Raw genomic sequence first — 20,147 nt, forward strand, 5'->3', positions numbered from 1 at the left:
GAAAAATCCCCGTGGGCCGCGCCACGCGGCTCACGGGGATCCTGGTCGGACCGGGTCAGTAGTCGACCGCGTACGCCCCCAGCAGGCTCTTCATCTCGCCGTTGAACTCCGGGGAGATCCGTACCGAGTAGCGGTCCACCGCATAGATCTTCGACCGGACCGGGTTGTCCACCCTGATCCGCACCGGGGTCGCCCCCTGGTGCGTGGCCAGCACCTGGCGCAGGTCACCGACCAGTTCCGGGGTGAGTCGCTTCTCGTCCACGGTCAGCAGCACCGGCGGCTCGCCCTCGGTGATGTGTGAGATGTCCAGGATCGACATCTCCGAGGCGAACATGGACCACGTGCCGTCACGGTCGTTCAGCCGGCCCTTGACCGTGACCGCCGTGTCCTCCAGCAGGGCCTCCACGTACAGCGGATAGGTCTTGGGGAAGAACAGGACCTCCATGGAGGCGTCGAGGTCCTCCACGGTGGCGATCGCCCACTGGTTGCCCGCCTTGTTGGTGCGCTTGTCCACCTTGGAGATCAGCCCGGAGATCCGCACCTCGCCGCGCTCCCGGCCCAGGTCGCCCGCGACGATCTGCGCGATGGACGTGTCCCGCGACCGCGCCAGGACGCGCTCGGCGCCCGCCAGCGGGTGGCTGGACACGTACAGGCCCAGCATCTCCCGCTCGAACGCCAGCTTGGTCTTGCGGTCCCACTCCTCGTCGCCCCAGTTGATGTTGAGGCCGATCGGGGTGGAGTCACCGCCCTCGTCCGCACCGCCGAACAGGTCGAACTGGCCGTGCGCCTCCTGCTTCTTGGAACTGATCATCCCGTCGACCGCGGTCTCGTGGTGGCGGTACAGCTCCCGGCGCGGCTGGCCCAGCGAGTCGAAGCCGCCCGCCTTGACCAGCGACTCGATGACGCGCTTGTTGCAGGCCGCCAGCTCGATCTTGGACAGGAAGTCGGTGAAGGAGGAGTACTTGCCCTTCTCCGTGCGGGTCTTGACGACCGAGTTGACCACGTTGGCGCCGACGTTGCGGACCGCGCCCATGCCGAAGCGGATGTCCTTGCCGACGGGGGTGAAGCGCAGACCCGACTCGTTGACGTCCGGCGGCAGCACCTTGATGCCCTGCGCCCGGCACTCGGCCAGGTAGACCGCCATCTTGTCCTTGTCGTCACTGACCGAGGTCAGCAGCGCGGCCATGTAGGCGGCGGGGTAGTTGGCCTTGAGGTAGGCGGTCCAGTAGGAGACCAGCGCGTACCCGGCGGCGTGCGACTTGTTGAACGCGTACCCGGCGAAGGGGAGCATGACGTCCCACAGGGCCTGGACGGCCTCCTTGGAGAAGCCCCTCTTCATGGCGCCGGGGAAGAACTTGGCCTCCTCCTCCTCCAGCGCCTCCTTCTTCTTCTTGCCCATCGCGCGACGCATCAGGTCGGCTCCGCCCAGCGTGTACCCGGCCAGCTGCTGGGCGATGGCCATGATCTGCTCCTGGTAGACGAGCAGGTGGAAGGTCTCCCCCAGGATCGGCTCCAGGGCGTCCTTCAGATCACGGTGGATCGCGGTGACCTCCTGGCGGCCGTTCGACCGGTCGGCGTAGTCGTTGTGCGCGTTCGCCGCCATCGGGCCCGGCCGGTACAACGACAGGACAGCCGCGATGTCACCGAACTTCTTGGGTTCCATCCGCTTGAGCAGGTTGCGCATGGCGCCGCCGTCCAGCTGGAACACGCCGAGCGTGTCACCTCGCGAGAGCAGCTGGTAGGTTTTCCTGTCGTCGAGGGGGAGCTTGGACAGGTCGATGTCCACACCCTCGGACTCTTTGATGCTCTTGACCGCGTCATCCATGATGGTGAGGTTGCGCAACCCCAGGAAGTCCATCTTGAGCAGGCCCATCTCCTCGCACTGAGGATAGGGAAAGCCGGTGATGATGGCGCCGTCGTTGTCGCGCTTGTGCAGCGGGATGACGTCGAGCAGGGGCTCCTTGGAAAGGATCACGCCCGCCGCGTGCACGCCGGTGCCGCGGGTCAGGCCCTCGATGCCCCGGGCGGTCTCCATGACCTTGTTGACCTGAGGGTCGTTGTCGACCAGGCTGCGCAGCTCGGTGGTCTCGCCGTACCGCTCGTGCTCGGTGTTGAACACCGCGTCGAGCGGGATCTCCTTACCGCCCACCGCCGCCGGGAACGCCTTGGTGATCTGGTCGCCCACCGAGTAGGGCATGCCCAGGATGCGGGTGGAGTCCTTCACCGCGGCCTTGGCCTTGATCGTGCCGAAGGTGAGGATCTGCGCGACCCGCTCCTCGCCGTACAGCCGCGTGACGTACTCGATCATCTCCCCGCGCCGACGCTCGTCGAAGTCCAGGTCGACGTCGGGCATGGAGACGCGCTCGGGGTTGAGGAACCGCTCGAACAGCAGACCGTGTTCGAGCGGGTCCAGGTCGGTGATGCCCAGGAGGTAGGCAATCATCGACCCGGCCGCAGATCCGCGACCGGGGCCGAGCGCGATGTCGTTCTTGCGGGCGTACTGGCAGATGTCGGAGACCACGAGGAAGTAGGCCGGGAAGCCCATCTCGTTGATAATGCCGAGCTCGAAGTCGATGCGCGCACGGATCTCGTCGTTGATGCCGTCCGGGTAACGGGTGGGGAGGAGTCGCTCCACCTCCTTGGCCAGCCAAGACGCCTGGGTCTCCCCCTCCGGGATGGGGAACTCGGGCATGAGGTCACGATGCTTGAACACCGCGTCGTAGGCGCCCGGGTCGATGCGCTCGGCGATGAGCAGGGTGTTCTTGCAACCCTGTTCCCACTCGTCGAAGTTGAGGATGCCGCGCATCTCGTCGGCGGTCTTGAGGTAGTAGCCCGAGCCGTTGAAGCGGAACCGGGTGGGGTCGTCCAGGTTCTTGGCCACGCCCACGGCCAGCAGGGCGTCGTGCGCCGCCGCCTGGCTCTCGTGCACGTAGTGGGAGTCGTTGGTGACCAGCGGCGGGATGTCCAGCTCGCGGCCGACCCTGAGCAGACCGTCGCGGACCTGCTTCTCGATGTCGACGCCGTGGTCCATCAGCTCCAGGAAGACGTTCTCCTTGCCGAAGATGTCCTGGAGCCCGGAGGCGTAGGCGATGGCCTCCTTCTCCTGGCCCAGTCGCAGCCTCGTCTGCACACCGCCCGACGGGCACCCCGTGCTGACGATGACGCCCTCACTGTGCTCCGCCATCAGCTCCAGGTCCATGCGGGGCTTCATGTAGTAGCCCTCCATGGACGCCAGCGACGACATCCTGAACAGGTTGCGCAGTCCGGCCTCGTTCTGCGCCAGCATCGTCATGTGCAGGTAGCGGCCGCCACCCGAGATGTCCTTGCCGCCCTCGGAGGACACGTCGTCCGACCCGCTGGACCGGCCCCAGAAAACCCGCTTCTTGTGGAACCTCGACTCGGGCGCCACGTACGCCTCGATGCCGATGATCGGAGTGACCCCGGAGCCCTTGGACTGTTGGTAGAACTCGTACGCCCCGAACATGTTGCCGTGGTCGGTCATGGCGACAGCTGGCATCTCCAGCCGCGCCGCCTCCTTGAAGAGGGGCTTCAGCTTCGCAGCCCCATCGAGCATCGAGTACTCGGTGTGGACGTGCAGGTGTGCGAAGGAGTCGGCCATGGTTCGGGTGCCCCCATGAGGGTCGTAGGACGGGTGGTATCTCCCGAGCCTACGACTTTCCCACGACGCTCGCGGCACCCTGTGGACAACGAACCGGGCCAGCCACCACTGGGTACGGGCCCGGCCGGGGCGTAGGCGATCCAGATCACGATGCCGTTCTCACGGGCATGGTGCCGGACGGAGGCGCCCATCTCCGGCTTCGTGGAGCGGAGCGGCTCCGCGGTCGGGTTCTTGGAGTCGCGGGCCGTGGTCCCGGTGTCGGTCCCGGCCGGTGCTCAGGAAGTGCGGACGCGCTGCGCGAGGGCGCGCAACCAGGGCTCACGGAAGGCGGGTTCGCCCGTCAGGACCCGGTGGAAACGCTCCCGGGCCTCAGGGGTCCGGCCGTACCTGTGCAAGGCGACCGCGCTGTTCAGGGCCGCGCGGGCCTCCTCGTCATGCCTGGGCCTGGTCACACCCGGATCCGCCCAACGGTGGCGGCGGAAGGAGTGTGCGGTCTTGGGCTGGCTGTCGGCCAGGTAGCTCCACAGCCACCCCGGAACGGACACGTTGCGCACAGCGCGGGCGGGAAGCTCCCCCACCCAGTCGGCGTGCTGCTGCCACCGCCAGGTCTTCGGGCTCGTCTTCTCCCTCGCCGTGACCCCCAGATAGCGGATCCTCGTCCGGATCACGTTCCAGGCGGCGCGGTCGTCGTCGATCCAGTCCCGCAAGTGATGGTGCAGGTTCCCGAACGTCGACCCCGCGTTGACCAGGTCGACGAAGACCAACGGCCGCTTCCTCCCCGCCAGCCTCTCCGGGGCCAGTCCCGCGTCGGTCAGGTTGACGCGCAACTGCTCCCGTTCCCGCGGGTCGAGCCCCTGACCGTCACACCCGTAGAGGGACAGCGGCAGCTGGTTCAGCCGCCCGGCGTCGCCGCTCCCCGCGTAGACCCCGCCCAGCAGGTCGTACAGGCTGTCGGGAGACCGCCCGACGAAGTACAGGTCCCCGTCGGCGCTGCGCGCCACGACCTTGGCCGCGCACTCGGTGAGTTCGGCGACGTAGTCCGGGTCGTACCCCTCGGGCCCGTCTGCGGCGAGGGACCCCAGCTGGGCCCCTCCGGCCACGTTCCAGCGGAAGGGGCGGATCGGTTCGATCTGGTCCATGAACCCATGGAAGCAACCACGCGCCGCCCCGCCAAGGGCTTTTCGGGCCGCCCGCCTCGGCGGGGACAGCGGACGTCCCGGAGTCATCCCCCCTTCACCGGCGCCTGTTACCCTCCCGCGGTCGGGGTGGCGAGACCGCTCCCCGGTCCCCCGCTGAGAGGATGCGTCCATGCGCCCACCCGTCTCCCCCCGCCGCCGTGTGGCCTCCACCGCCACGCTCGTCCTCGCGGCGTCCGCACTGGTGGCGGCGCCCGCCTCCGCCGAGGTGCCGTCGTCGGTGCCCGAACCCCCCGGTCGGCACGAGGTCCGGTTCGCGACCTTCAACACCGCCCTCGAACGCCCCTCGCAGGGGGCCCTCGCGGCGGAACTCGCCACCCCCGACAGCGTGCAGGCACGCAACGTCGCGGAGATCATCCAGCACGTGCGACCGGACGTCCTCCTCGTCAACGAGTTCGACCACGACGAGGACGGCGAGGGCGCCCGCCTGTTCCAGGACAACTACCTCTCCGTGGGCCAAAGCGGCGCGGAGGCCATTGACTACCCGTACGTCTACACCGCTCCCGTCAACACCGGTGTCCCCTCGGGCGCGGACCTCGACGGCGACGGCGAGGCGGTGATGGAGCCCGGCAGCCCCGGCTACGCCGAGGACGCCTTCGGCTACGGAGCCTTCCCCGGGCAGTACGGGATGGTCGTGTACTCGATGTACCCGATCGTCACCGAGCGGGTGCGCACCTTCCGGACCTTCCGGTGGGCGGACATGCCGGACGCGCTGCTGCCCACCGACCCCGGGACCGGCGAGTCCTACTACTCCGAGGAGGCGCTGGAGGTCCTGCGCCTCTCCTCCAAGAGCCACTGGGACATTCCCGTCGACACGGGCCGGGGGCGCCCGGTCCACCTCCTGGCCAGCCACCCCACGCCCCCGGCCTTCGACGGCCCCGAGAGGCGCAACGTGCTGCGCAACCACGACGAGATCCGCTTCTGGGCCGACTACGTCACCCCTCGCGCGGGTTCCTACATCTACGACGACGAGGGCGGGCGCGGCGGCCTGCCGGTCGGCGCGCCCTTCGTCATCGCCGGTGACCTGAACGCCGACCCCAACGACGGGGACGGCCACCCCGAGGCCGTCACCCAGCTCCTGGAGCACCCGGGGATCACCGATCCCCGCCCGGCCAGCCAGGGCGGCAGGGGCGCCGCCCAGCGCCAGGGCGGTGCCAACGACGACCACGTGGGGGACCCTGGCCTCGACAGCGCCGACTTCGCGGACGAGCCGGGCCCGGGGAACCTGCGCGTCGACTACGTGCTGCCCTCGCGGATCGTCCCGGTCCGCGCGTCGGGGGTGTTCTGGCCGACCGTGGACGACAGCCTCTTCCGTCTGACCGGCGACTACCCGTTCCCCAGCTCCGACCACCGCCTGGTCTGGGTGGACCTGGTCCGGCCCTGAGCCGGCGCCGCCGCCCCGGGCGTCCCGGCCCCGGCGCGGCGGCGGCCGCTCACGCCCGCGGGGTCGCCGTCCTCCGGCCGCCCGCCTCCTCCTCGGCGGCGGAGAGCCCGGTGCTGATGACGCTGTCCATGATCTGGGCGATCCGGTCGGGGCCCAGGCGCGGGGCGTGGCGGGCCATCCGTTCGACGAGCGCCCGCTCACGGTCCATGTCGCGGCCGGCGAAGTAGCCGACCGGCTTGAGCCGCTGCACCTGGGCCGCGACCAGTGCCCGGCGTTCGAGGAGCGCGGCCAGCTCGGCGTCCATGCGGTCGATGCGTCCGCGCAGCAGGGCGATCTGCTCCTCCGGTGCGGACGGGGGGACGGCGTCCGACGGTGGCGCGGGCTCGGGGGTGGTGGACGGGTGGTGCACGGTGGCCTCCAACGGGATGTCTCCACGGACGCGGATGCGGTGCGGCCGTACGTCCCGCGGGAACGGGTGTGACACGTTCGGGGGCGTCGGCCGCCTGGAAAACGAAAGAGCACCGGGGCTCCCGCCCGGGTGCTCTGTTGCCGACGTTCCCTGCTGCCGCCTACGTGGAAGCGGCCGACGGGCGCGTCGGCCTGCTAAACACGTGCATGCGGTGGGTCACGCCGCACATACTACCGTCCCCGGTCCGTGTACGGGCGGGGACGGCCCGTACCGGCGCACGGACCCCCGCGACCCCGTCACCCGTCTTCGTCAGGGCAGCTCGACGCGCACCATGAGGGCGGTCGCCTCGGCCGTGACCTCGCCGTTGACACGGATCTCGCCCGTGACGTACACCTTGCGCCGCTCCGTTCCGGTCACCCGCGCGACGACCTCCAGGGGTGTGAACAGGGGCGTGGGCTTGCGGTAGTCGACCTCAAGCTTGGCGGTGAGGCCGGGCGAGGTCGCGACCGAGGACGCGGAGCCCACGGCCTGGTCGAGCATGGCGGCGATCCAGCCGCCGTGGACCAGTCCGGGCGGGCCCTGGTAGATCGTGTTGAGGGTGACCTCGCCGCGCACCCCCTCCTCGGTCACGTCCAGGAACAGAGGCGGGGCGGCGGGGTTGGTGTCGCCGGCCACCACGTTGGTGATGGTCCCGTACTCGGTGTCGCCGTCCGCCAGTTCGCGCCTGACCATGGTGCCGATCTGACGGCGGGCGACGTTGAGCCTTCCGGTGATGCCCTCGACGGTCTCCGCGGCCTCGGCGAGGGTGGCGCCGTCGACCTCGGTGTTGGCGACGGCGTCGATGAGGTCGTGGACACGCGCCACCAGGGAGCGCAGCTCTGAGGGGATCTCGGCCTGTTCGACCACGGGGAGGCCGAAGGCCTGGGGGTCCGGCCGCTCGGCTACCGGCTGCGTGTTGACCGTCATGTGTTCCTCGTCGAGTCGGTGTGTGCACAGGTGGTGGGGGGCACCAACGTCGAACCGAATCGTACTCGGTAGTATTCCGGCGGCACCCCGCCCGACCGTGCGCTCCCCGTCACACCGCACGGAGCCGGGGAGCACCGACACGGTGTCAGGCCAGGTCGCGCACCATGTGCAGGTGGGGGATCCCCGCGTCCAGGAACTCGTCACCGTGTGCCGTGTAGCCGAGCCGCGCGTAGAAGCCCAGCGCGTGGGTCTGCGCGTGCAGCTCCACCCGGTCGAATCCGCGTTCGCGCGCCCGCTCCTCCACCGCCCGGACCAGCGCGGCTCCCGTGCCGCCTCCCCGCCCCTTGGGCAGGACCGCCAGCCGGCCCAGGAGCCCCACCCCGTCGCCCTGGTCCACCAGTCGGACCGTGCCCAGGGGGACCCCGTCGGCCAGGGCGAGGAAGTGGTCGGCGGCGCTGTCGCGCTCGTCCCACTCCTCCTCGACGGGGACCTGCTGCTCGGAGACGAACACGGCGCCCCGGATGACGAACACGGCGGCGCGGTCGCGCTCGTCCCGTGCCAGTCGGATCTCGGTCGTAGTCATCCCCGAAGGTTAGCCCCGCGCCGGGGACGCCCCGTCCGGAGGGCCCCTAACCTGTGGGTATGGGCATGCCCAGCACCACACACCCCGGCGTGGACGACCCGGGCACGGAGAGCGCGCGGTACTGGCGCTTCTCCGGGCTGCCCGGGACCGAACTCCTCACCGCGCGTTTCGTCACCACCTCGTTCACCCGCCACACCCACCCCACCTACACCATCGGGGTGATCACCGGCGGCATCGAGGAGTACTCGCACCCGGGCGGTAAGGCGCGGGTGGGCCCCGGAGGCCTGGCGGTGGTCGGCCCCGGAGAGGTGCACACCGGCCACGCCGGGATCCCCGAGGGCTGGGGCTACCGCGTGTTCTACCCCTCTCCCGAGGTCGTGGTGGACATCGCCCGCGAACTGGGGATACGCGGCACCCCCGGGTTCACCGAGTCGGGCATCCACGCGCCCAAGGCCGCCAGGGTGCTGGGCTCCGCCCACGTGGCGGCCGAGCACGGCGACCGCCTGACGTCCTCGGCCCTCGTCCGGCGGGGCCTGGGCATGCTCCTGCGCTCCCACGGCCGGGAACGGGGGGCCGACCCCGCCCCGCACTCCGCGCGCCCGGAGGTGGCGCGGGCCAGAGAAGTCCTCTCCTCCCGCCTGGTCGACCCGCCGACCCTGGACGAACTCGGCGCCGAACTGGGGATCGGCCCGTTCTCCCTGTCCCGTGCCTTCCGGGCCGCGTACGGACTGCCCCCGCACGCCTACCTCAACCAGGTGCGGGTGGACAGGGCCAGGGAGCTCCTCGTCGGCGGCCGCCGCGTGGGCGAGGTCGCGGCCGAGGTCGGGTTCGCCGACCAGCCGCACCTGACCCGTCACTTCAAGCGCCACCTGGGCGTGCCGCCCGGCGCCTACCAGCGCGCCCTGCTCACGCCCTGACCGGCGGCGCCCGGCGCACCCCCGGGCCGGTCCCGTCAAGAACGTTCAAGACGGTGTGCGTCCGGCATCCCTAGCGTGGGTGCGGTGAAATCCTTCTCTCTCCGCGCCCTCCTGCGATCGGCGGCGGTGCGCGACAGCATGGGGATCGGCGTCGCCGTGGGCGCCGCCGGTCTCGCGTTCGGTACCGCGGCGGTGGCCGCAGGGCTCTCGCCCGCCCAGTCCGTGTTCATGAGCCTGTTCATGTTCACGGGAGCCTCGCAGTTCGCCCTGGTCGGGGTGGTCGCGGGCGGCGGAAGCCTGCTCGCCGGGGTGATGGGCGCACTGCTCCTCGGCGCCCGCAACACGCTGTACGGACTGCGGCTGGCGGACCTGCTGGGGTGGCGCGGCGTACGCCGCGCGCTCGCCGCGCACGGGGTGATCGACGAGACCACCGCGGTCACCCTGGTCCAGCCGGACCGGGGGTCGGCGCGTACGGCGTTCGTCGCGACCTACGCGGTGCTCGGCTCCTTCTGGGTGGCCACCACCCTGGTGGGCGCGCTGGCGACGGAGCGTGTGAACGACATCGACGCGTTCGGACTCGACGCCGTGGGCCCGGCGATCTTCCTCGCCCTGCTGTGGCCGCGGCTGCGCGAGGGCGGTGGCAGGACCTGGCTGATCGCGGTCGTCGGGGCGGGGCTGGCGCTGGCGGCCACCCCTGTGCTCCCGCCCGGGGTGCCGGTGCTGCTGGCCGCGTCCGCCGCGCTGATCGCACTCCTCGGCCCGCCCTCCACTCCCCGCCCCGTGCCGGGGGCGGGCACCGGTTCCGGTTCCACCGCAGAGGAGGCCCGGTCGTGACCCTGTGGACCGCGCTCATCGTCACCGCCGCCGGCTGTTACGCGCTCAAGTACGCGGGCCTGGCCGCTCCCCGCGCACTGCTCGACAACCCGTGGCTGCGGCGGTTCGCGACCGCCGTCCCCCTCGCCCTGCTCGCCGCGCTGATCGCGGTGGAGGCGTTCCGGGGCGAGGGCCAGGCCCTGTCCTGGGACTCCGCGCGGATGGGCGGTCTGGGGGCCGCCGTCCTCGCCCTGGTCCTGAGGGCGCCGTTCCTGGTCGTGATCGTCGCGGCCGCGGCCGTCACGGCCGGTCTGCGCGCGCTGGGTCTGTGACCCTGCGGGGCCGCGGGCTGTGACCCCGGCCCCGGAGGGACGTCACCACCGCGGGATCGGCCCCGCACCACCGTCTCCCGCCTCCGCGCCCGTCCTTGACCGCCCCGTGACCGCCTGTCAGAGTCGGCCGCATGCGCCTGGCCGATCCCGGGCGCGCCGAGTGGACCTTGCGACGATGGAAGGGATCCCACCCCCATGGCCACAGCCGCCGCCCGCACCCCCTCACCCACTGACACCGCCGCCCACGCGGTGGTGGAGGTTCTCGTCTCGGCCGGGATCAGACGGTGCTACACCGTCCCCGGGGAGAGCTTCCTCGAACTCGCCGACGCCATCGACCAGCACCCCCTGATGCGCCTGGTCTCGACCCGGCACGAGAACGGAGCCGGGTTCATGGCGGAGGCGGAGGCCAAGCTGACGGGGGTACCGGCCGTGGCCGCAGCCACCCGGGGGCCCGGTGCGTCCAACCTGGCGGTGGGCGTGCACACCGCGATGCAGGACTCGACCCCGATGATCGTGTTCCTCGGGCAGGCGGAGACCGACCGGCTGGGCCGGGAGGCCTTCCAGGAGGTGGACCTCACCGCGTTCTACGCCCCCATCACCAAGTGGTCCACCACCGTGCACCGGGCCGACCGGCTCGCGGAGGTGACCGCCAGGGCGATCCGTGTCGCGACCACCGGCCGCCCCGGCCCGGTGGCGATCGCGGTGCCCGGCGACCTGTTCGGCGTACGGGTGGGGCCGTATGCCCCGCCCCGGCCGCCCCTCGTCCCGCGTCCGCCCCTGGGCGGGGAGGCCAGGGACCGGTTGGCCACGTGGCTGACCCGGGCGGTCCGTCCGGTGATCATCGCCGGCGGGGGCGCCCGCGCGGCCAGGGAGGACCTCGTCCGGGTGGCCGAGCGCTTCGGCGCCGGTGTGTACGCCTCGTGGCGGCGCCAGGACGTGTTCCCCAACGACCACCCGCTCTACCTCGGCCACCTGGGTCTGGGATGCCCGCCCCCGGTCCTCAACGCCCTGTCCGAGGCGGACGCGGTCCTGGTGGTCGGGTGCCGGATGAGCGAGACCACCACGCAGGGGTACCGGTTGCCCGACCCCGGACGGGCCCGGATCGCGCAGATCGACATCGATCCCGGCACGGTGGGTGCCACGGCCGACCTGTGGTTCGGGGCGGTCGCCGACGCCGGCGAGGCGTTGCGGGAGCTGGCCGGGGCCCCGGTCCAGGCGCCCTACCGGGACTGGAGTTCGGCCCGCCGTGTGTGGGTGGACAGCACGGTCCCCCCGCCCCGTTCCTCGGACCACGCCGGCGCGGGAATGCACCCGTGGGCGGTGGTCGCGGGCATGCGCGCGGCCCTTCCCGAGGACACGCTGATCACCAACGACGCGGGCAACTTCGCGTCGTTCCTGCACCGGGGGTGGTGGTTCCGGCACCCCTCCACCCAGTTGGCGCCCACCAGCGGGGCCATGGGCTACGCCGTGCCCGCGGCGGTGGCCGCCAAGCTCGCCGCCCCGGAGCGGACGGTGGTGGCCGTGGCCGGTGACGGGGGCGCGCTGATGACCGGTCAGGAGCTGGAGACGGCGGTGCGGGAGGGCGCGGCCGTGACCGCGGTGGTGTTCCAGAACGGGCTGTACGGCACGATCGCCATGCACCAGGCGCGGGAACTGGGGCGCATCGCGGGGACGCGGATCAGCGGCCCCCTCGACCTTGCCGGGTACGCCCGCTCGCTGGGCGCGCGGGGCGCGACCGTCCGCACCCGGGAGGAGTTGGAGAAGGCGCTGGCCGAGGCGGTCGGCGCGGACCTGCCGACGCTGCTCGACGTCCGGACCGATCCGGAGGTGATCAGCCCGTCCGCGACCCTGTCCGGCTTGTTGGGCGGGGACCGGTAGCAGCGCCGGGGGCCCGCGGCCGCCGGCGGGGATGCCGGGGCCGTCCGGGCCGCAGGAGGGGCCCCGGTCTCAGTCCCCGTAGGCGGTGGCCGCCTCGCGCAGCGCGCGGACCGCCGCCCGGATCGCCGGGCGGCGCGAGGCGTCGGTTCGCCAGAACACGTACACCTGGCGGACCAGCGCGGGCTGCACGGGTACCACCCGCACCCCGTCCGGCAGGGGGCCGCGTCCCAGTCGGGGCATGACGGCGGCGCCGATCCCGGCGGCGATGAGCGCCAGCTTGGTCTGGTGCTCCTCGACGTTGTGGATGACGTGGGGCTCTCCGCCCCGCGCCCGGATCATGCCGTGCAGCCAGTCGTCGCAGATCGACCCCCGCGACCAGCTGATCCAGGGCAGGTCGAGGATCTCCTCCGGTTCGAGGAGTTCGCGGTGCGCGAGGGGGTGGTCGGCGGGCAGGGCGATGTCGCCGACGTCCTCCATCAACGGAGCCCGGCTCATCCCCGAGGGCAGTGCCAGTGGCGAGCCGACCCAGTCGATGACCATGGCCAGGTCGGCGTCGCCCCTGGCCATGGAGGTCACGCTCTCGTGGGGCTCCTCCTCGTGGAGCTCCACCTGGAGGCCCGGGTGCGCCTCACGCAGGGAGCTGAGCGCGTGGGGCAGCAGGCCCCGGACGGCCGTGGGGGTGGCGCTCAGGCGCAGGTGCCCGGTGACGTCGTCGCGGTGCGCCTCCAGGTCCGCTTCGGCACGGTGGACCAGGGACAGGATCTTCGCTGTGTGCTCGACCAGGAGTTCGGCGGCGTCGGTGAGGCGGACTCCTCGGCCGTTGCGTTCGACGAGGGGCTGCCCGACCTCGCGTTCGAGCTTGGTGAGCTGCTGGGAGACGGCGGAGTTGGTGACGTGCAGGGCCTCTGCCGCGGCGCTGAGGGAGCCGTATGTCGCGATGGTGTGGAGGACTCGGAGGCGGTCGACACTGAGCATGTAAGCAACCCTAACCTCCGGCTTAAGAAATACGAAGTGGACCTAACACATCGGTGCGGGATAGAAACATCCCATGACCGCCGTCCCCTCCGCCGCGACCAGGTCCGGCACCCCCTCACGCCTGCTCTCCGGCTGGCGCGCCAAGTTCGTCCTCCTCGCCCTGATCTGGGGCATGAGCTTCCTCTTCATCAAGGTCGGGGCCGGCGCCCTCTCCCCGATGCAGCTCGCACTCGGCCGCATGGCGGCGGGCGCGCTCCCCCTGCTGGCGGTCGTCCTGCTGCGCGGCGGACGCCTCCCCACCTCGCCCCGCCTGGTGGGGCACATGTTCGTGGCGGCTCTGCTGCTCAACACGGTCCCCTTCACCCTGTTCGGGTACGCCGCGCAGCTGATCCCCTCCGCCCTGATGGGGATCGTGAACGCCTCGACCCCCCTGTTCGGGGTGGTGTTCTCGATGGTGCTGCTCTCGGACGAGCGCCCCGACCGTGAGCGGGTCCTCGGGCTCGGCGTCGGCTTCCTCGGCGTACTCACCGTGTTCGGGGTGTGGAACTCACTGGGCGAGGTGACCGTCAGCGACCGCGATTCCGCGGTCGGCATGCTGTTCGTCGTGGGAGCGACCGCCTGCTACGGCATCGGCACGCCCTACCTGCGCCGCTTCGTGGCGGGCAGTTCGCACGGGGCGCTGGAGCTGAGCTCGTTGCAGCTGCTCCTCGGCTCCCTGCCGCTGGTGCTGCTCGTCCCGGTGTTCACGGAGGCGCCCACGGGCCTGACCTGGCAGGTGGTGGCGTCGGTGGTCGTCCTGGGCGTTCTCGGCACCGGTGTCGCGTACGTCCTCCAGTACGCGGTCGTCCGGGAGGCCGGGGCGACCGTGGCCACCACCGTCACCTACGTGGCGCCGGTCGTGGCGATCGTCGCCGGGATCGTCCTCATGGGCGAGACCCTGACCTGGAACCAGCCCCTGGGCGCGGTGGTCGTCGTCCTGGGCGCCGCCCTGTGCCAGGGCGTCCTGCGCACCCGCCACGTCGCGCCGCCGCGTCGGAGGGCCTGACGGCGCGCGAAGGGGCGGTCGGGGGCCCCCGACCGCCCCTTCGGGCGCACGTGGTGCCGTCAGTCCTCGCGGAGCCCGTCGATCGCCGCTTCGAGGTCGGCCGGGTAGGTGCTGGAGTACTCCACCGGGCGGTGCTCGGTGGGGTGCTCGAAGCCCAGCCGGACGGCGTGCAACCACTGGCGGCGCACGCCCAGCCGCTCGGCCAGGGTGGGGTCGGCTCCGTAGAGCGTGTCCCCCACGCACGGGTGGCGCAGTGCCGCCATGTGCACCCGGATCTGGTGGGTGCGGCCCGTCTCCAGCCTGATCTCCAGGAGGCTGGCGGCCCGGAAGGCCTCCTGGGTGTCGTAGTGCGTCACCGACGCCCTGCCACCCGCCACCACGGCCCAGCGGCCGTCACCGGCCGGGTGCCGGTCGATGGGCGCGTCCACCGTGCCCCGGAGCGGGTCCGGGTGCCCCTGGACCAGCGTGTGGTAGCGCTTGTCGACGGTGCGCTCCTTGAACGCCCGCTTGAGCACGCTGTAGGCGGTCTCGCTCTTGGCGACCACCATGAGACCGGTGGTGTTGGCGTCCAGTCGGTGCACGATGCCCTGGCGCTCGGCTGCGCCGCTGGTGGCCAGCTGCACCCCGGAGGCCAGCAGGCCCTCCAGCACGCTGGGGCCGGTCCAGCCGACCGTCGGGTGGGCGACCACACCGACGGGCTTGTCCACCACGATGATGTCGGTGTCCTCGTGCACGATCCGCATGCCGGGGACGGCCTCGGGACGCGCCACGGGCGCGGTGGGCGGCGGCGGGAGAGTGATCTCCAACCACGCCCCGGCCTGGACCCGGTCGGACTTCGCCGCCCCGGATCCGTCGACCAGGACGCTGCCGTCGACGATAAGCTCGGCGGCCCTGGTCCGGGACAGGCCGAACAGGCGGGCGATGGCCGCGTCGAGGCGGTCGCCCTCCAGCCCGTCGGGCACGGGCAGGCTGCGGGTGTCGCTCACTGGCCCTTCCCTTCGGTGGTGTCGCCTCGGCCGGGCTCTGTGCCCTCGCCGTCTCTCTTCGCGGGTGTGTCCTCGATGAAGCTGCCGTCCAGGTTGAGGCCCTTGAAGGTCAGCGCCACCACCAGGCAGGCGCCGACGACCACGCACGAGTCGGCGATGTTGAAGACCGGGAAGTCGCCAACGCTGATGAAGTCGACGACCGCACCGTGGAACGGCGCGGGATCCCGGAAGAACCGGTCCACGAGGTTGCCCGCGGCCCCGCCCATCATCAGGCCGAGCGTCAGGCCCCACCAGCCGCTGCGGACCCTCAGGCCCATGTACGCGATGGCGATCACCACGATGCTGGCGATGCAGGTGAACACCCAGGTGAAGTCGGTGCCCATGGAGAACGCGGCGCCGGTGTTGTAGACCAGCGTGAACTGGAGGAGGCTGCCGATGACGTCGACGCGCTCACCCTGGTGGAAGGTCGCCAGGACCCACTCCTTGGTGAGGAAGTCGACGACGATCGCGATGGTCGCGACCAGCAGCAGGAGAAGGTACCTGCGCGGTCGGACCCCGGTCTGGTCGGTCGTGGTCATGTTGCTGTCCCCGGGGGGCTCTACCTCAGTCAGCGACGCTCCTCGCGCTGTTTGCAGGTGACGCACAGGGTGGCACGCGGAAAGGCCTCAAGTCGTGCCTTACCGATGGCCAGGCTGCATGACTCACAGACCCCGTAGGTTCCCGCGTCCATCCGTTCGATCGCCCGCTCGCTCTTGGAGAGCAGGTCACGAGTATTGTAGGCCAACGCCAGATCATGTTCGCGCTGGAAGGTCTTGGCCCCGGCGTCCGCGGGGTCGTCCCCGGCGCCCTCCACGGGGTCGGTGAGCCGCTCGGCGAGTGCGTCCTCCGCCTCCCGGACCTCCCGCCGTGCGACGGCGATCTCCTCCTCCAACCGGCGCCGGACCCCGGTCAGCTCCTCCGTCGTCCAGGGGTCCTCCCCCGGCAGGACCGGCAGCCTGGAGGCTTCGGTGGCCTTCATCGCGTTCCCCTCCCCGATGGTTCGGCACTCTCCCCGGACCCCGCTGATCTGCGGGTCCCTCCCCTGGGCGGTGCCGCGAGTGGTGCCGCGAAGCCTAGGCAATCCCCCGGTGTAAGGCAATGATCCGGGCGGTGCGCGCCGCGGCCGCCGCGCCCTACCGGGCCGCGGCGAAGCCGCCGTAGTTCTCGGCCAGCGCCGCCAGGTGGGGCTCGTCGAACACGGCCGGCCCCCCGTGGGGGCCGGTCAGCACCTCGATCACCCAGTCCGCGTCCTCGGCGTCGTCCTCACCCGCGAGCATGTCCCGGTGGACGCGGCATGGCTCGTAGCCCTGCTCCAGGAGCTGTTCGGCCAGCTCCGTCGCGTCCTCCCTGTCGGAGAGGGTCACCAGGACCGCACCCCTCACGTCCTCCGCCACGGCGGCCCCCTCATCCACGAGCGCACGGCGCAAGCACCGCGCTGCGTTATCCTGACTCCAGGTGTCGATGGGGACGAGTAGTGCTGGCCCCGACCGGACGGACCACAGCCTAGAAGGCCTGGACCGGCCAAGCGACCCGGGGGCGGTGCGAGCCCGGGGGCACGACCAGCACGAAGATCACCCCTGAACCGCCGGAGGAACGGACCCGCCCGCGTGCGCGGCCCCAGTAGAACCGGCACAGAGCAACGAAGTGGGACCCTCCGATCCCCCGCCAGGCGGCGCGGTCGCGGTCCAAGGAGGGTGGTACCGCGGGGCCCGTGCCTCGTCCCTCCGTCAGGAACGACCCTGATGGAAAGGTACGACCGTGGCCAACGACCCCCGGCCCTCATCCCGAGCACTGCCCCAGCTTCCCGCGCAGATCGACCTGCCCGCCATGGAGCGCGACGTCCTCGGCCGCTGGTCGAAGGACGACGTCTTCCAGCGCTCGCTCGACCAGACCCGCGGCGGCCCCAACTGGGTCTTCTACGAGGGCCCGCCCACCGCCAACGGCCAGCCGGGCGTGCACCACGTCGAGGCCCGCGCGTTCAAGGACGTGTTCCCGCGCTTTCGCACCATGCGCGGCTACCACGTCGACCGCAAGGCGGGCTGGGACTGCCACGGCCTGCCCGTGGAGGTCGCCGTGGAGAAGGAGCTCGGCCTGTCCGGCAAGAAGGACATCGAGGCCTTCGGCATCGCCGAGTTCAACGACCGCTGCCGCGAGTCCGTGCTCCGCAACGTCGACGCGTTCACCACCATGACAGAGCGCATGGGCTACTGGGTGAACATGGACGACGCCTACCGCACCATGGACCCGCAGTACGTGGAGTCGGTGTGGTGGGCCCTCAAGCAGATCTGGGACAAGGAGCTGCTGGTCCGCGACTACCGGATCAGCCCGTACTGCCCGCGCTGCGGTACGACCCTGTCCGACCACGAGCTCGCCCAGGGGTACGAGACCGTCACCGACCCGTCGGTGTACGTCCGCTTCCCGGTGACGTCGGGGCCGCTGGCCTCGCCCGAGCACCCGACGTCGCTGCTGGTGTGGACGACCACTCCCTGGACGCTGGTGTCCAACACCGCCGTGGCCGTGCACCCGGACGTGGAGTACGTGGTCGCCACCAACGGCGACGAGCGGCTGGTCGTGGCCCGGCCGCTGTTCGAGAAGGTTCTCGGAGAGGGCTGGGAGCTCACGGGCGAGAGCTACGAGGGCGACGAGATGGAGCGCTGGACCTACCAGCGGCCGTTCGACCTGGTGCCCTTCGACGAGCCCGCCCACTACGTGGTGCTCGCCGACTACGTCACCGTCGAGGACGGTACCGGCCTGGTCCACCAGTCGCCCGCCTTCGGCGCCGACGACATGCTCGTGTGCCGGGCCTACGGCCTGCCCGTGGTCAACCCGGTCCGCCCGGACGGCACCTTCGAGGCCGACCTGCCTCTGGTCGGCGGGGTGTTCTTCAAGGAGGCGGACAAGACGCTGGTCCGCGACCTCAAGGACCGCGGGCTGCTCTTCCGCCACCTGGCCTACGAGCACTCCTACCCGCACTGCTGGCGCTGCCACACGGCGCTGCTGTACTACGCGGTCCCGTCCTGGTACATCCGCACCACCGCGGTCAAGGACGAGCTCCTGGCGCAGAACGGCGACACCCACTGGGTGCCGGAGAACGTCAAGGAGGGCCGTTTCGGCGAGTGGCTGCGCGGCAACGTCGACTGGGCGCTGTCCCGCAACCGCTACTGGGGCACCCCGCTGCCGATCTGGGAGTTCCCCGACGGCCGCCAGATCTGCGTGGGCTCCCTGGAGGAGCTGGGCCGCCTCAGCGGCCAGGACCTGTCCAACCTGGACCCGCACCGGCCCTTCGTGGACGACATCGTCATCCCCGACCCGGACGCGGACCCGTCGCTGCCCGAGGAGCAGCGGGTCGCCCGCCGCGTCCCCGAGGTCATCGACGCGTGGTTCGACTCCGGTTCCATGCCGTTCGCCCAGTGGGGCGCGCCCCACCACAACGAGGAGACCTTCCGGGAGAACTTCCCGGCGCAGTACATCTCCGAGGCGATCGACCAGACCCGCGGGTGGTTCTACTCGCTGCTCGCGGTCAGCACCCTGGTGTTCGGCCGCAACTCCTTCGAGAACGTGGTCGTGCTCGGCCACATCCTCGCGGAGGACGGCCGGAAGATGAGCAAGCACCTCGGCAACGTCATGGAGCCGATCTCGGTGATGGACAGGCACGGCGCCGACGCGCTGCGCTGGTTCATGCTGGCCAGCGGTTCGCCGTGGACGGCCCGCCGGGTCGGCGACTCCGCCCTGGAGGAGATCGTCCGCAAGGTGCTGCTGACCTACTACAGCACCGTGTCGTTCTTCACCCTGTACGCGAACGCCGGCGACGGCTGGGACCACTCCCGGCTGGCGGACGCCCCTGCCCCCGAGGACCGCCCGCTGCTGGACCGGTGGCTGCTCTCGGAGCTGAACGAGGTCGTCAGGGACGTCACCGAGGCGCTGGACGCGTTCGACACCACGACCGCCGGGCGCCGTCTGACGGCCTTCGTCGACGACGTGTCCAACTGGTACGTGCGCCGTTCCCGCCGCCGGTTCTGGGGCGGTGCGGACACCCCCGAGGGCGCCTCCGCGTTCGCGACGCTGTTCGAGGCACTGGAGACCGTCACCCTGCTGATGGCTCCGATCGTGCCGTTCCTGACCGACCACGTGTGGTCCTCGCTGCGCCGCCCGGACGCTCCGGGGTCGGTGCACCTGGCGCCGTGGCCGAAGGTGCGCGAGGACCTCGTCGACCCGGACCTGTCCCGGCAGATGGCGCTGACCCGCCGCCTGGTGGAGCTGGGCCGGTCGGCCCGCGTGGACTCGGCCGTGCGGACCCGGCAGCCGCTGGCCCGCGCCCTGGTGGGCGCTCCGGGCTTCGCGGAGCTGCCTGAGCAGCTGCGCACCCAGGTCTCCGACGAGCTGAACGTGGAGTCGCTGGACGCGCTCTCCTCAGTGGGCGGCGACCTGGTGGACTACCTCGTCAAGCCGAACTTCCGGGCACTGGGCAAGCGGTTCGCCAAGCGCACCCCGCTGGTGGCCAAGGCCATCGAGGCGGCCGACCCCGCGTCGCTGGTCGAGCAGGTCCGCGGCAGCGGCTGGGCCCGGGTCCGTGTCGAGGACGAGCCGGTCGAGGTCAGCTCCGACGAGCTGCTGGTGACCGAGCAGCCCCGTGAGGGCTGGGCCGTCGCGTCCGAGTCCGGTGAGACCGTCGCCCTGGACCTGGAGCTCACGCCCCGGCTGCGCCGTGCCGGCCTGGCCCGTGAGATGGTCCGCATGATCCAGGACGCCCGCAAGAAGAGCGGCCTGGACGTGTCCGACCGCATCGAGGTGTGGTGGTCGGCCACGGACGAGACCACCGAGCTGGCGCTCGGCGAGCACGGTGAGGCCATCGCCGGTGAGGTGCTGGCCGACGCGTTCGTCGCCGGGGAGATGGCCAGGGACCTGCACACCACCTCCTCGGAGGAGTTCCATGATCAGGCTGAAGGCGGGGTTGGAGTCGGTCAGGAGGCTGAGGGCGCCGTTGGCCACCGCGAGGCCGACCACG

At 71.4% G+C, this 20,147-nt stretch carries 17 protein-coding genes; 7 read left to right on the forward strand and 10 right to left on the reverse strand.

What is annotated here, in order from left to right:
• Positions 1 to 55: 55 nt before the first annotated feature.
• Positions 56 to 3,619, reverse strand: coding sequence for a DNA polymerase III subunit alpha (gene dnaE, locus ACFWTE_RS18255; RefSeq protein WP_378780689.1), 3,564 nt, complete (start codon positions 3,617 to 3,619; stop codon positions 56 to 58).
• A 275-nt stretch (positions 3,620 to 3,894) separates the two neighbouring features.
• Positions 3,895 to 4,758, reverse strand: coding sequence for a hypothetical protein (locus ACFWTE_RS18260; RefSeq protein WP_378780690.1), 864 nt, complete (start codon positions 4,756 to 4,758; stop codon positions 3,895 to 3,897).
• 169 nt (positions 4,759 to 4,927) lie between these two features.
• Here ACFWTE_RS18260 and ACFWTE_RS18265 point away from each other — a divergent pair, with 169 nt between their 5' ends.
• On the forward strand, positions 4,928 to 6,199 hold the full coding sequence (locus ACFWTE_RS18265; RefSeq protein ID WP_378780691.1) for an endonuclease/exonuclease/phosphatase family protein: 1,272 nt from the start codon (positions 4,928 to 4,930) through the stop codon (positions 6,197 to 6,199).
• Between the two features lie 49 nt (positions 6,200 to 6,248).
• On the opposite strand, the gene ACFWTE_RS18270 is transcribed toward ACFWTE_RS18265, so the two are convergent.
• The 3 genes from ACFWTE_RS18270 to ACFWTE_RS18280 all read right to left on the reverse strand — a co-directional run bounded on the left by ACFWTE_RS18270 (position 6,249) and on the right by ACFWTE_RS18280 (position 8,157).
• Positions 6,249 to 6,608 carry a chorismate mutase gene (locus ACFWTE_RS18270; RefSeq protein WP_378780710.1) on the reverse strand — a complete coding sequence of 120 codons (360 nt, stop codon included), beginning with the start codon at positions 6,606 to 6,608 and terminating at the stop codon, positions 6,249 to 6,251.
• Between the two features lie 309 nt (positions 6,609 to 6,917).
• Positions 6,918 to 7,574, reverse strand: a complete 657-nt coding sequence (locus tag ACFWTE_RS18275) for a PaaI family thioesterase (protein ID WP_378780693.1) — start codon at positions 7,572 to 7,574, stop codon at positions 6,918 to 6,920.
• Positions 7,575 to 7,719: 145 nt separating this feature from the next.
• A complete protein-coding gene (locus ACFWTE_RS18280) occupies positions 7,720 to 8,157 on the reverse strand; it encodes a GNAT family N-acetyltransferase (RefSeq protein WP_378780694.1) in 438 nt (145 codons plus the stop codon).
• 65 nt (positions 8,158 to 8,222) lie between these two features.
• On the opposite strand from ACFWTE_RS18280, the gene ACFWTE_RS18285 reads away from it, so the two are divergent.
• The 4 genes from ACFWTE_RS18285 (at position 8,223) to ACFWTE_RS18300 (ending at position 12,097) form a co-directional block, all read left to right on the forward strand.
• Positions 8,223 to 9,074 carry a helix-turn-helix domain-containing protein gene (locus ACFWTE_RS18285; RefSeq protein ID WP_378780695.1) on the forward strand — a complete coding sequence of 284 codons (852 nt, stop codon included), beginning with the start codon at positions 8,223 to 8,225 and terminating at the stop codon, positions 9,072 to 9,074.
• A 126-nt stretch (positions 9,075 to 9,200) separates the two neighbouring features.
• Entirely contained in the window at positions 9,201 to 9,908 is a 708-nt protein-coding gene (locus ACFWTE_RS18290) for an AzlC family ABC transporter permease (protein ID WP_378780712.1), read from the forward strand.
• Positions 9,905 to 10,219, forward strand: coding sequence for an AzlD domain-containing protein (locus tag ACFWTE_RS18295; RefSeq protein WP_378780696.1), 315 nt, complete (start codon positions 9,905 to 9,907; stop codon positions 10,217 to 10,219). The genes ACFWTE_RS18290 and ACFWTE_RS18295 overlap by 4 nt, the downstream gene beginning before the upstream one ends.
• Positions 10,220 to 10,414: 195 nt before the next feature.
• Positions 10,415 to 12,097, forward strand: a complete 1,683-nt coding sequence (locus ACFWTE_RS18300; RefSeq protein WP_378780698.1) for a thiamine pyrophosphate-dependent enzyme — start codon at positions 10,415 to 10,417, stop codon at positions 12,095 to 12,097.
• 69 nt (positions 12,098 to 12,166) lie between these two features.
• Here the strand turns inward: ACFWTE_RS18300 and ACFWTE_RS18305 are convergent, their stop codons facing one another.
• Positions 12,167 to 13,072, reverse strand: a complete 906-nt coding sequence (locus ACFWTE_RS18305; RefSeq protein WP_378780700.1) for a LysR family transcriptional regulator — start codon at positions 13,070 to 13,072, stop codon at positions 12,167 to 12,169.
• Positions 13,073 to 13,145: 73 nt separating this feature from the next.
• Between ACFWTE_RS18305 and ACFWTE_RS18310 the strand changes: the two genes are divergently transcribed.
• A complete protein-coding gene (locus ACFWTE_RS18310; protein WP_378780702.1) occupies positions 13,146 to 14,117 on the forward strand; it encodes a DMT family transporter in 972 nt (323 codons plus the stop codon).
• 59 nt (positions 14,118 to 14,176) lie between these two features.
• On the opposite strand, the gene ACFWTE_RS18315 is transcribed toward ACFWTE_RS18310, so the two are convergent.
• From ACFWTE_RS18315 to ACFWTE_RS18330, 4 genes are all read right to left on the reverse strand, one after another.
• Positions 14,177 to 15,103 carry an RluA family pseudouridine synthase gene (locus ACFWTE_RS18315; protein ID WP_378780703.1) on the reverse strand — a complete coding sequence of 309 codons (927 nt, stop codon included), beginning with the start codon at positions 15,101 to 15,103 and terminating at the stop codon, positions 14,177 to 14,179.
• Positions 15,100 to 15,681 (reverse strand): signal peptidase II, encoded by a 582-nt coding sequence (gene lspA, locus ACFWTE_RS18320; RefSeq protein WP_378780704.1) that lies wholly within the window; start codon positions 15,679 to 15,681, stop codon positions 15,100 to 15,102. Before lspA ends, ACFWTE_RS18315 begins: the two co-directional genes overlap by 4 nt.
• A gap of 29 nt (positions 15,682 to 15,710) precedes the next feature.
• Complete coding sequence (locus tag ACFWTE_RS18325; protein ID WP_378780706.1) at positions 15,711 to 16,121, reverse strand: TraR/DksA family transcriptional regulator; 411 nt, start codon at positions 16,119 to 16,121, stop codon at positions 15,711 to 15,713.
• A gap of 154 nt (positions 16,122 to 16,275) precedes the next feature.
• Positions 16,276 to 16,536 (reverse strand): hypothetical protein, encoded by a 261-nt coding sequence (locus ACFWTE_RS18330; protein WP_378780707.1) that lies wholly within the window; start codon positions 16,534 to 16,536, stop codon positions 16,276 to 16,278.
• 364 nt (positions 16,537 to 16,900) lie between these two features.
• On the opposite strand from ACFWTE_RS18330, the gene ileS reads away from it, so the two are divergent.
• The coding region (gene ileS / locus ACFWTE_RS18335) for an isoleucine--tRNA ligase (protein ID WP_378780708.1) at positions 16,901 to 20,147 on the forward strand (3,247 nt) is incomplete at its 3' end.

It is taken from the genome of Nocardiopsis sp. NPDC058631 (assembly GCF_042716955.1).
Classification (GTDB): Bacteria; Actinomycetota; Actinomycetes; order Streptosporangiales; family Streptosporangiaceae; genus Nocardiopsis.

Bases quoted from the DNA above. Each gene is read 5' to 3' on its own strand.
- dnaE (WP_378780689.1), bottom strand. From the start codon at position 3,619: ATGGCCGACTCCTTCGCACACCTGCACGTCCACACCGAGTACTCGATG.
- ACFWTE_RS18260 (WP_378780690.1), bottom strand. From the start codon at position 4,758: ATGGACCAGATCGAACCGATCCGCCCCTTCCGCTGGAACGTGGCCGGA.
- ACFWTE_RS18265 (WP_378780691.1), top strand. From the start codon at position 4,928: ATGCGCCCACCCGTCTCCCCCCGCCGCCGTGTGGCCTCCACCGCCACG.
- ACFWTE_RS18275 (WP_378780693.1), bottom strand. From the start codon at position 7,574: ATGACGGTCAACACGCAGCCGGTAGCCGAGCGGCCGGACCCCCAGGCC.
- ACFWTE_RS18280 (WP_378780694.1), bottom strand. From the start codon at position 8,157: ATGACTACGACCGAGATCCGACTGGCACGGGACGAGCGCGACCGCGCC.
- ACFWTE_RS18285 (WP_378780695.1), top strand. From the start codon at position 8,223: ATGCCCAGCACCACACACCCCGGCGTGGACGACCCGGGCACGGAGAGC.
- ACFWTE_RS18300 (WP_378780698.1), top strand. From the start codon at position 10,415: ATGGCCACAGCCGCCGCCCGCACCCCCTCACCCACTGACACCGCCGCC.
- ACFWTE_RS18305 (WP_378780700.1), bottom strand. From the start codon at position 13,072: ATGCTCAGTGTCGACCGCCTCCGAGTCCTCCACACCATCGCGACATAC.
- ACFWTE_RS18310 (WP_378780702.1), top strand. From the start codon at position 13,146: ATGACCGCCGTCCCCTCCGCCGCGACCAGGTCCGGCACCCCCTCACGC.
- lspA (WP_378780704.1), bottom strand. From the start codon at position 15,681: ATGACCACGACCGACCAGACCGGGGTCCGACCGCGCAGGTACCTTCTC.
- ACFWTE_RS18325 (WP_378780706.1), bottom strand. From the start codon at position 16,121: ATGAAGGCCACCGAAGCCTCCAGGCTGCCGGTCCTGCCGGGGGAGGAC.